9 protein-coding genes are annotated in these 12,026 nt (G+C 38.2%); all 9 read right to left on the reverse strand.

What is annotated here, in order from left to right; all coding sequences use genetic code 11:
* Nucleotides 1-66: 66 nt before the first annotated feature.
* Complete coding sequence (locus K319_RS0118690) at nt 67-1,533, reverse strand: ATP-binding cassette domain-containing protein (protein WP_027384997.1); 1,467 nt, start codon at nt 1,531-1,533, stop codon at nt 67-69.
* Between the two features lie 306 nt (nt 1,534-1,839).
* Nucleotides 1,840-3,321, reverse strand: coding sequence for a ketol-acid reductoisomerase (ilvC, locus tag K319_RS0118695; RefSeq protein WP_027384998.1), 1,482 nt, complete (start codon nt 3,319-3,321; stop codon nt 1,840-1,842).
* Nucleotides 3,322-3,566: 245 nt separating this feature from the next.
* Entirely contained in the window at nt 3,567-4,157 is a 591-nt protein-coding gene (gene ilvN / locus K319_RS0118700; protein WP_027384999.1) for an acetolactate synthase small subunit, read from the reverse strand.
* Between the two features lie 187 nt (nt 4,158-4,344).
* Nucleotides 4,345-6,087 carry a biosynthetic-type acetolactate synthase large subunit gene (gene ilvB, locus K319_RS0118705; RefSeq protein WP_034672174.1) on the reverse strand — a complete coding sequence of 581 codons (1,743 nt, stop codon included), beginning with the start codon at nt 6,085-6,087 and terminating at the stop codon, nt 4,345-4,347.
* Nucleotides 6,088-6,420: 333 nt separating this feature from the next.
* The gene (ilvD, locus tag K319_RS0118710; protein ID WP_027385001.1) at nt 6,421-8,103 is read right to left on the reverse strand and encodes a dihydroxy-acid dehydratase; all 1,683 of its coding nucleotides are present in this window, start codon (nt 8,101-8,103) and stop codon (nt 6,421-6,423) included.
* A 93-nt stretch (nt 8,104-8,196) separates the two neighbouring features.
* The gene (ilvE, locus tag K319_RS0118715; RefSeq protein WP_027385002.1) at nt 8,197-9,102 is read right to left on the reverse strand and encodes a branched-chain-amino-acid transaminase; all 906 of its coding nucleotides are present in this window, start codon (nt 9,100-9,102) and stop codon (nt 8,197-8,199) included.
* Between the two features lie 501 nt (nt 9,103-9,603).
* The gene (locus K319_RS0118720) at nt 9,604-11,010 is read right to left on the reverse strand and encodes an MFS transporter (RefSeq protein WP_185092690.1); all 1,407 of its coding nucleotides are present in this window, start codon (nt 11,008-11,010) and stop codon (nt 9,604-9,606) included.
* Nucleotides 11,007-11,534, reverse strand: coding sequence for a nuclear transport factor 2 family protein (locus K319_RS0118725; protein WP_027385004.1), 528 nt, complete (start codon nt 11,532-11,534; stop codon nt 11,007-11,009). The genes K319_RS0118720 and K319_RS0118725 overlap by 4 nt, the downstream gene beginning before the upstream one ends.
* 6 nt (nt 11,535-11,540) lie before the next feature.
* Nucleotides 11,541-12,014 (reverse strand): DUF1572 family protein, encoded by a 474-nt coding sequence (locus K319_RS0118730; RefSeq protein WP_027385005.1) that lies wholly within the window; start codon nt 12,012-12,014, stop codon nt 11,541-11,543.
* Between the last annotated feature and the right edge of the window lie 12 nt (nt 12,015-12,026).

A 12,026-nucleotide genomic window follows, 5' to 3' on the forward strand; every position in this document is an offset into this window, starting at 1 on the left:
AAGGCGTTACACTTATTTTCGAAATACAAAATTTTAACTTTGACAAATCAATTTCAATTAATATGATTAATGTTTTAATAATTCAAATGAACTATTAATTTTCACTTTTCCGTTTTCCAGAACGAGTTTGTGACTGAGTTTTTTTGGTAATTGAGATTCAAAATGTCCAACGTAAATCAACGATTGTCCCTGGCCTGCCAAATCATCAATTACCTGATTAAAATATTGTGTCTGTTCATTGTCCATTCCCTGACAAGGCTCATCAAGAATCAAAAGCTTTGGTTTTTTAATCAATGTCCTTGCGAGTAAAGCCAAACGTTGTTTCCCAAGCGGTAAAGTATTTAACTTCTTATTTTTATCATCTTTCAAATCGAAGAAATGCAGCATCTGCTCCAATTGTTGTTGCTGACTAAAACTCAATTTCTGAAACAACGACATCGAATCAAAAAAACCGGAAGCAATGGTTTGTCCGACATTCGCATTCATATCGAAATACCAATGCAACTCAGGCGAAATCATTCCGATTTTTTCTTTAATGTCCCAGATACTTTCACCGCTTCCCCGCTTTTGCCCGAAAAGATAAATCTCATTGACATAAGCCTGCGGATGGTCACCATTCAACAAACTGAGCAATGTTGATTTTCCCGAGCCATTGTGACCCTGCAACAGCCATTGCTCACCGGAATTGACTTCCCAATCGATATTTCTCAGTACTTGTTTTTCACCATAAGAAATATTGATATTTTCCAGTTTGATGAGACTTTCCTGTTCGTTTTCCTGATTGTCTTGAAGGAAAAAAGGAAGCGATTTTGGCATTCTTTCTTCGCCTTTGGAAAAGTCTTTTGGAGAGTTTCTGTGAACTAATTTTCCGTTTTCTATTTCTACAAAATACTGAACACTTTCAGGATATTCGACATCGTTATTTATCAAAATCAATGTGACATTTTCCTGAATTAAATTATCAAAAGCCTGATTCAAAAACTGTCTCGATTTGGTATCCAACCCTGTGTAAGGCTGGTCGATAATCAGAACCTGAGGTTTTAGCCAAAGTGCTTTCAGTAATTGTAATTTCTTGTGTTCGCCGCTTGACAATTCTATCAATTGCTGATTTTTAAAATTTTCAAATCCAAAAGGTTCTAAATAGGATTCCAAAATTCCAAAATCAAGATTTTCTTCTTTTCCAAAATGATTCAGCTCTGCAAAAACAGTGGGTGTATCATTTTTAGCAAATTGATTATATCGCTGTTGATAATAAAAATTGCGGTCGCCTTCCAGATTAGTGAACTGAAACCAATTGGAAACGTACAGAACTTTCCTCTTCAAGTTTAAATTTTCATTAAAATTGACCTCAAATTTTCCTTCAAAATTTTTGATTTCTCCGGAAATGATTTTGGCTAAGGTTGTTTTCCCGCTTCCGCTTAATCCGCCTAACATCCAGCATTCCCCGGAAGATATTTCCCAGTCGAAATGGTTCAGTATGGGTTTATCATACTGGAAATTCAGGTTTGAAATGTGGATGATTGGGGTTGACATTATTTAAGTTTTTTGAATCAATTTTGAACACAAAGTGCACAAAGATTTTTTATTAACTAACTGCTTTAAGTTCACAAAGCCGCTTCGCTTAGAAAAGGTTTTGCATATAATTTGTCTTTCCGTAGGAATCTAGACTTAGTATTTTAAAATTATTGCTGAGATTTCTACGAAATGACAAAAATGCTGTTGGTTTTAAACATCGAATTGCTCGCAACCCGACTTGAGCGGAAATCCTTTTTACGCAACGAAGTGGAGTGAAAAGATTGGGAGCGGAAGGCGGATTAAGTTGCCCAAATCATTATTATTTTAAACAGTTTTGATGGACTTCATAGCCGTCATTGCAGAGCGCAGTTTTCTACCGACAATTTCTACCGGATGATTTCTCAAAACATCGTTCACATAAACCAATTGAGCGTTGTCAACCGAAGTTTTTTTGCCTTCGTTGAAGTCTTTTCCAACCAAATCTGTATCCACCGACTTCATAAAATCTGCCAACAAAGGTTTGCAAGCCTGGTCGAACAGGTAACAGCCGTATTCTGCAGTGTCGGAAATCACACGATTCATCTCGAACAGTTTTTTTCGTGCGATGGTATTGGCAATCAAAGGGGTTTCGTGAAGCGATTCGTAATAAGCGGATTCCGGCTTGATTCCGGCTTCAACCATTGTTTCAAAAGCCAGTTCAACACCCGCTCTGATGAAGGCCGACATCAAAAGATAATTGTCAAAATATTCCTGCTCCTCGATTTTCACATCACCTGCCGGTGTTTTTTCAAAAGCTGTTTCTCCTGTTTCTGCACGCCATTTCAAAAGGTTGGCATCACCATTTGCCCAGTCTTCCATCATTGTTTTGGAAAATTCGCCGGAGATGATATCGTCCTGGTGCTTTTGGAAAAGCGGGCGCATAATATCTTTCAGTTTTTCTGACAATTCAAAGGCTTTTAGTTTCGCAGGGTTAGAAAGTCTGTCCAGCATTCCGCTTACACCGCCGTGTTTCAAGGCTTCTGTAATGACCTCAACACCGTATTGAACCAATTTGGAAGCGTAACCTGCATCAATTCCTTTTTCGACCATTTTGTCAAACGAAAGAATAGAACCTGTCTGCAAAAGTCCGCACAAAATCGTCTGTTCTCCCATCAAATCGGACTTCACTTCTGCCACGAAAGAGGATTTCAAAACACCGGCTTTGTGACCGCCTGTTCCTACACAATATGCTTTTGCTTCTGCCCAGCCTTTTCCCTGAGGGTCATTTTCAGGATGAACGGCAATCAGCGTCGGAACACCGAAACCTCGCAGATATTCGGCACGAACTTCGGAACCCGGGCATTTTGGAGCGACCATAATTACCGTCAAATCTTTACGAATCTGCATCCCTTCTTCCACGATATTGAAGCCGTGTGAATAGGACAATGTCGCACCCTGTTTCATCAAAGGCTGAACCGCATTGATTACCGAAGTGTGTTGCTTGTCAGGCGTTAAATTGATGACCAAATCTGCAGTGGGAATCAGTTCTTCGTAAGTTCCGACTTTGAAATTATTTTCGGTTGCGTTTTTCCACGAATCTCTCTTTTCGTCGATTGCTTCCTGGCGTAGTGCGTAAGAAACATCTAGTCCGCTGTCTCTGAGATTCAGACCTTGATTCAGCCCCTGAGCGCCGCAGCCAACCACTACGATTTTCTTTCCTTTCAATGCAGAAACGCCATCAGAAAACTCTGAACTGTCCATAAATTCCGCCTGTCCTAACTGATGCAACTGGTCTCTGAGTGATAAGGTATTGAAATAATTTGCCATATTTTTAAGTAAAAAGTAAAAAGTATCAAGTAAAAAGATTACCGTAACTACTTTTTAGGATTAATATTTTTTTGATTTTTAAATTCTATTTTGAATATTTATTGAAAATTAAACACAAAGCGCACAAAGTTTTTTTAACAATTGAATGTTTTTAAGTTCACAAATCGAAGATTCATCGATTTCTTTGAATTCAATAAAAACTTTGAGATAAAGGCGCTTAAGCTCAACAAAGTTTGATTGTTTATTTACATTGTGAAAACATCGTCTCTTTTATCGAGATATTCGTTTTCAATAAGTTCGGGAGATGGTTCTCTTTTTTCAAACTCGAGGACTTTTTCGTGGATTCCTGCGCTGTTTTTGATGATAGCGATTCTTGCTCCACGCACGAATTCGATGAGTCCGTATTTGTTAAGCTCTTCAGTTAACCGGTCGATTTCTTCCCGATGTCCTGCCGTTTCAAAAACGATGTAATCCTGACGAATCACAACTGTAGATGCGCCATACTGACGAAGCAATCGTTCTACATAGACCTTTTCTGTCACCACATTTGCGGGAACTTTGTAAAGTGCCTGTTCCTGCCAGACAATCTCATCATCTGTATTGAAATAAGCTTTCAGAATGTCGATTTGTTTTTCCAGCTGACGGCAGAGTTTTCTCACGACTTCTTCGGTTTCATTAATGAGAATTGTGAATCTGTGAATACCTTCCACCTCGGAAGGAGACGTATTCAAACTCTCAATATTGATTTTTCTTCGTGAAAAAATCCCTGAAATTCTGCCAATTAATCCAACAGAATTTTCGGTGTATAATGTGATGGTAAATTCTTGTTTTTCCATTTTATGATAAGTTAAAGCTCCAAAAAGTTGGAAATATTTTGCAGATTTTTTAAACGCAAAGTCCACAAAGTTTTTTTATTTAATTCAATGTTTTAAAGTTCGCAAAGGCGTAAAACTTAGCAAAGTTTATTAGAACTGATAATCTATTTCCTAGTCTCTTTGAATTATTTTATAAATAATTATAAATTTATTTAAGTCTGATTTCTGATACCGAAGTCCCCTGAGCTACCATTGGAAAAACGTTATTTTCTTTCCCAACCATTACTTCCAAAAGATAAGCTCCATCGTGATTTATCATTGTTTCCAAAGCTGTTTTGAGGTCTTTTCTTTCTGATATTTTTTGTCCATCGATGTAATAACCTTTTGCAACGGCTACAAAATCCGGGCTCGTAATATTTACAAAAGAGTAACGCCTGTCGTGGAACAGCTGTTGCCATTGTCTTACCATTCCGAGGAATTCATTGTTTAGAATCAGGATTTTGACCTTCGCTCCGAACTGCATAATGGTTCCTAATTCCTGCAACGTCATCTGGAATCCGCCATCTCCAATGATTGCAACCACTGTTTTTTCTGGTGCGCCATACCAAGCGCCGATTGCAGCCGGCAAACCAAATCCCATTGTTCCCAATCCGCCTGAGGTTACACTGGATTTAGAATTATTGAATTGAGCATATCGACACGCCACCATCTGATGCTGACCAACATCGGTTGTGATTATTGCATCGCCATTTGTTAATTCATTCAAAACTTTGATAACCTCTCCCATTGTCATTACATCGGTTGTGGGATTCAGTTCATTTTGAATGACCTCTTTGATTTCTTCTTTTTCCAACTCACGGAATTTTTCCAACCAAGCTGAATGGTCGTTTTCTTTGAGAAGCGCTGTCAGCATCGGAAGTGTCTTTTTACAATTTCCCCAAACCGGAACGGTGGTCTTCACATTTTTATCAATTTCAGCCGGGTCAATATCAAGATGAATGATTTTCGCTTGTTTCGCATACTTATCCAAACGACCTGTAACCCTATCATCGAAACGCATTCCGACCGCAATCAGAACATCGCATTCGTTGGTCATTACATTGGGTGCGTAATTGCCGTGCATTCCCAGCATTCCGACGTGTAGCTTGTGGCTGGTTGGGAGCGCACTCAATCCCATTACAGTTGCTGCCGCAGGAAGATTGATTTTTTCAATAAATGCTTTGAATTCTTCTTCGGCTTTTCCCAAAATCACCCCTTGTCCAAACAGAACAAATGGCTTTTTTGCCTGATTAATCAATTCTGCGGCCTGTTCGATATATTCATTTCTGATTTCCGGCTCCGGGCGGTAACTTCTGATATGATTGCATTTTTTATACCCCGAATATTCGAATAATTGCAACTGGGCATTTTTGGTAATATCAATCAAAACCGGACCTGGTCGACCCGTACCTGCGATATGAAAAGCTTTGGCAATTGCTTCCGGGATTTCGGTTGCATCGGTTACCTGATAATTCCATTTGGTAACCGGCGTTGTGATATTGATGACATCGGTTTCCTGGAAAGCATCCGTTCCTAAAAGCGAGGCAAAAACCTGACCTGTAATACAAACAATCGGATTGCTGTCTATCATTGCATCCGCTAAACCTGTCACCAGATTGGTTGCTCCCGGACCACTGGTTGCAAATACAACCCCCGTTTTTCCGGAAGTTCTTGCAAATCCCTGTGCAGCGTGAATGGCACCTTGCTCGTGTCGAACCAAAATATGTTTCAGTTTTTCGGAATAGTCGTACAAAGCATCATAAATCGGCATAATTGCGCCACCGGGATAACCGAAAACTGTATGTACATTTTCCTGCAACAGAGCTTCTAAAACGGCTTTGGAACCGGATATTTCTACTGGTTTCGGTTGCTCTAATTCTGTGTTTTCTACTTGTGAAATGGTATTATTCATTTTAATATTTTTTCCTTAGAAAGTTGAACCCTTCGGGTTCTGATTTATTTGGTTTTCTTTCCATAGGTTTCACCTACGGCTACTGATATTGAATCCTTCGGATTCGTTTTGAGTTTTTTTCCTGTTTTCAAATTTCACCTCTAGATTTATATTAAATCCTTCGGATTCTAGTTAAAACATTATTTTGGAACGCAATACGATTGCAGCCCGGCTTGAACGGAGCTCTTTTTGCGATGACCAAATAGTTCAACTTATTGCTTCATTTTGTTAGCAAAAAAGCGGGAGTGGAAGACGGAAATAGCTGCCCCAAATAATATCTTATTCATCATTATCTTACAAATCGGTGACACAACCTTGTGAGGCATCTGCTACAGATTTGGCGTATTTGTACAACACACCGCTTTTCACTTTGTATTCCGGTTGTTGGAACTCAGCCTTTCTTTTGGCGATTTCATCGTCTGACAGCAATGCGTTGATGGTATTTTTTTCGGCATCCAATTCAATCACATCTCCATCTTTAATTAAGCCAATCAATCCTCCTGCAAAAGCTTCCGGCGTGATATGACCAACAACGAAACCGTGCGTTCCTCCTGAAAACCTTCCGTCGGTAATCAATGCGACATTTTTGCCTAAACCTGAACCCATCAAAGCGGAAGTCGGTTTCAGCATTTCCGGCATTCCGGGTGCGCCTTTTGGACCTTCATTTTTGATTACCACGACGTTTCCTTCCTTAATTTTTTTATCTTCGATACCTTTGATGAATTCTTTTTCGCCGTCAAAAACTATTGCTGTACCTTTGAAATAAGCGCCTTCTTTTCCTGTGATTTTTGCAACAGAACCTTTCTCGGCAAGATTTCCGTACATAATTCTGATGTGTCCGGTTTCTTTGATTGGATTTTTGATATCGTGAATGATGTTTTGCTGTCTGTCGATAATTGAAGTAACATGTTCCAGATTTTCCGCAATGGTTTTTCCAGTAACCGTCAAACAATCACCGTGAAGCAAGCCTAAATCCAATAGATATTTCATCACGGCTGGAACTCCGCCCACTTTGTGAAGGTCTTCCATCAGGTATTTACCACTTGGTTTAAGGTCGGCTAAAAATGGTGTTTCATCACTGATTTTTTGGAAATCATCTAAAGTCAAATCGTATCCGATGGATTTTGCAATGGCTATAAAATGGAGAACCGCATTGGTACTTCCACCCAGAATCATAATCAGCCTCAAAGCATTTTCGAAAGCTTTTGGCGTCATGATATCCGATGGTTTAATGTCTTTTTCTAAAAGAATTTTAATGTAATGCCCGGCAAACTGACATTCTTCTTTTTTTTCACGACTGAGAGCCGGATAAGACGAGGAATAAGGCAAACTCATTCCGAGTGCTTCGATTGCGGAAGCCATTGTATTGGCTGTGTACATTCCGCCACAAGCTCCTGCACTTGGACAGGAATTCTGAATCACGCCCTGGAAATCTTCTTCTGAAATTTTACCTGCGATTTTATTTCCCAACGCTTCGAAAGCTGAAACGATATTCAAATCTTCGCCTTTGTAATGTCCCGGCGCAATACTTCCGCCATAAACCATTATAGAAGGACGATCAAGACGAGCCATTGCCATCAGAGAACCCGGCATATTTTTGTCACAGCCCGGAACAGTAATCAATCCGTCATAATATTGTCCTGCGCAAACGGCTTCGATGGAATCTGCAATGATGTCGCGACTTACAAGGGAATAACGCATTCCGTCGGTTCCGTTGGTCATTCCGTCGCTGATTCCGATGGTGTGGAACATTAATCCAACAAGATTTTGTTCTTTAACACCTTTTTTTACAATCTCCGCAAGACCATTGAGGTGCATATTACAGGTATTTCCGTCATAACCCATACTTGCAATTCCAATCTGTGCTTTGTCGAAATCCTCTTTTTGAAATCCAATCCCATAAAACATGGCCTGGGTTGCAGGCTGAGTCGGGTCTTTTGTGAGGGTTTTGGAATATTTGTTTAAATTTTCTGACATATTTTATTTTTTTGACAGGTAATTTCTGTCGTATTTTTTTGATAGGATTTCATCCTATCCTTTGATAAATTGTCCCGTTGGGACTTTATGATTTTATTCTAAAATTAAATTCTTGCTTTTTAGGTATGAATAATCCTCTTCTAATACAAAATGACGATAAGCTGTCTGAATTTTCGCTGATAAACTGTCTTCCCAGTTCAGTTTGAAAGGAATGTTATCCAAAGAATCTAATGCTACAATTTCGGCTGCTGTTCCACAGAAAAAGCCCGCATCTGTACCCTGCATTTCTTCCGGTTTGAAAAATTTTTCTTCGTAAGGGATTCCCAGATTATCACAGATTTCAAAAACTATCGCTCTGGTAATTCCCGGAAGAATACTTCCTTTTGCAGGTGTAAAAAGTTTTCCGTCTTTCTCAAAGAAGATATTGGCTCCTGAACTTTCAGCTACATTTCCGTCAGCATCCAGGACCAACGCTTCGTCAAACCCTTTATCTTTAGCTTCCTGACAAGCTAAAATCGAGTTCACATAATGACCGCTTACTTTTGCTTCGACCTTGAAAGCTTTTGGATTCGGGCGTTCAAATGAAGACGTCATAATTCTCATTTTGTTGGCGAGATAACCGTTATCCCAATTCCAAACTTCGATTACGAGATAACTTTTTTGACCTTTTGACAAAGACATATTCGGAGAACAAATGACAATCGGACGGATATATGCATTACTCAGATTATTAATTTCCAATAATTTGTAAGTTGCTTCTACCATTTCTTTGGTAGAATAATCAAAAGGCATCATCATCGTTTCGGCAGATTTTCTAAGTCTGTCGTAATGTTCCTCTGCTTTGAAAATTTTAGTCCCATTAGCTGTTTTGTAAGATTTGATCCCCTCGAAAACAGCATATCCGTAGTGTAACGATTGACCGTACAAGTCGGTCTTGGCTTCTTTTGCTTTCACATATTCCCCATCAAAGAAGAGAACACTGTTGTCATTGTAATACATTTTGTATCGGTTTTTATATTTATTAAATGTTTTGTTTTAAATAAAAAAACCATTCTCGTGATGAGAATGGTCTGTAGTATTTCAATTTTCAAAAATTATCACAAGCCATCGCTCACCACCGGAATCCGATAATGACAGAAATGACAATAATAATTATTGAGTTATTCATTTTCTTGTTTTGAACGGTACAAATGTATAAACTAATTTCAATAAACCTTAATATTTTTGCAAAAAATTCATTTCAACAGTATCAATAATCTACAAAATATTGATTTTTATACGATATTCATCAAAACAGAAAAACCTCATAAGGTATTGATTTTCAATTTATGAAAGCTTAAAAAATTACGATGTCTAAAATTTTACTTAGAATATGAGGTTTTGGTGCTTAATTTTAATTTCTGACCTAATTCTTTCCAAGAAAAACGAAAAATCCACCGATTGGTGGATTTTTGTATTTTAGACACTTTGACAAGCTCAGTGTGACAATTCAATTTATTATTAAAAATGAACCTGCTGGATTTCTTCTTCGATTTCTTTTGGAGTTTCGTCTTCTGATTTGATGAAAACCATTGTTACGACAGCACCAATCAACATACAGATTCCGCCAACAACAATGTAATCAATTGCCATTTTCCCAAAAATATTGGAGACGATCGGTCCACCGAAAATTCCGTTAATGATTTGAGGAATGACAATGAAGAAATTAAAAATCCCCATATAGACGCCCATTTTTCTCTGCGGAATCACTTCTATCAACATTGCATAGGGCATTGCCAAAATACTTGCCCAAGCAAATCCCAATCCTATCATCGAAACCCAAAGTAATGATGTATCTTTTATAAAATACATCGATATCAATCCCAGACCTCCTGCCAATAAAGCTAAAGCATGAGTCTGTTTTTTGCCAAGGAATTTAGCAATTGGAGTCAGTAAAAACGCAAACGGAATTGCCCAAAGATTATACATTCCGAATAATTTCCCTGTCAAATCTCCAGCATTATTGAAAGCTTCTGAATGTGTATCTTCCGGCGATAACCCGAAATGATGCGTTGCCAAGGCACTTGTTGTGAAAACCCACATTGTAAACAGAGCAAACCAAGAGAAGAACTGAACAATTCCTAGTCTCTTCATCTGAGTCGGAATGTTAGCAAAATCCTTGAATATATCTGAGAATTTAGATGGTTCTGCAACTTCTTTTCCGTCTTCAAAAGACGCAAATTCCTCCGGAGAATATTCTTTAGTTGTGAAAATTGTGTATAGAATGGTCAGAATCAAAAATCCTGCGCCAACATAAAAAGAGAAAATCACATTATCCGCTACAAAGCCTTCCGGAGCAACATTCGAGATTCCTAGTCTGGTTAGCCAATCCGGAAGATAAGAACCGATTACCGCTCCAATTCCAATCAAAATCGTCTGTACGGAAAACCCAATCGTTCCCTGATGTTTTGGAAGCATATCTCCTACCAACGCACGAAAAGGTTCCATAGCCACATTGATAGATGCATCCATCATTGCCAGGAAAATCACTGCCAACAATAATACATTGGCGGCAATAAGATGAGTCACAGAAGCAGCATTTGGAAGGAGAACTAATCCGATTGCGCACAGAACTGCACCAATCAAAAAGTAAGGTTTTCTTCTTCCTAACGGACTCCAGGTATTGTCCCCCATATGTCCGATAATTGGCTGAACAATCAATCCCGTAACTGGTGCAACCAGCCAGAACCAGGACAGCTCGTGAACATCAGCACCAAGATTCGCCAAAATTCTACTGGCATTCCCGTTCTGTAAACCAAACGCCATCTGGATTCCCAAAAATCCCATACTCATATTGATAATCTGAGCAATGGAGAGATTGGGTTTTATTTTTTTTGTAAATATTGTATTACTTTGTTTTGATATCATTTTGTAATTTTTAATTTATGAATCATTGCATCCTCAATAGGAGTTTTAATTTTTGTCACTTCATCTACGACCTCATTTGGAACAGTTACTGATAAAACATATTGTTTCACTTTCCATTTCCCACCGACTTTTTCGAGAACGCCTGAACCTCTGCATATTTTCATTTGTGTGTCCAGAATCTCGTCAAACCAAGCAAAATTTCCGTCTTTGCTGAAATAGATATTTCGTTTTAATGATTTGAAGTTCCAGGTTGTTTTTTTATCAAAATAGGGTTTTGCCCAATCTTTGAATTCCTTCTTGTTCCAGACCTCGGTGGCGTCGGTTCCGATGAAAGTCGATTCTTCTGCAAAGCAATCGAAATATTTATCAAAATCTGCATCAGCTGCAAATGTATTGAAATCGTCCAGTAATTTATTAATATTCTTTTTCTGAACATTTTCATAAAATCCTTTTTTCTGGGCAAAAACTGAATTCGAAAATATTAAGAACGATGACAGTAGAAAGAGTGAAATTATTTTCTTCATTTGATCTTATTTTTTAGTTTCTATAATTTTTTTGATTAACACGATCTGACCAAGATGATAATAACTATGCTCTATCATACCGTCAAGATTTCTGATGTATGTTCCGTATTTTTCATCGACAAAATCTGCATCGAGTTTTTCTTCAGGTAAATTTTCTATCAATTTTGCAAAATCATCAGAATCTTTCCAGAAATCATCAAGAAAACCCTCCCATTGCTCCTGAGATTCTACGGGTGGAAAATCGAAACTGAATTTATCTCTTATTTCCAAATCTCCACCAAGCAACACATTTTTAATTCCTTTGATATAATAATGAATATGCTGTGCAAGAATAGCGATCGTATTCAGATTCTGAAACTTGGCCGTAGCTATTTTATAATCCAAATTTTCCAGATGGTCTTTAAAATTTGTATTCGCAATCCAGGTTCCATTCAGGATAACTTCCCGAAAGCGATTGGCCAATTGCAATTGATTTTTCATAGTCAAAATATC

This window comes from Epilithonimonas caeni DSM 17710 (assembly GCF_000426465.1).
GTDB lineage: Bacteria > Bacteroidota > Bacteroidia > Flavobacteriales > Weeksellaceae > Epilithonimonas > Epilithonimonas caeni.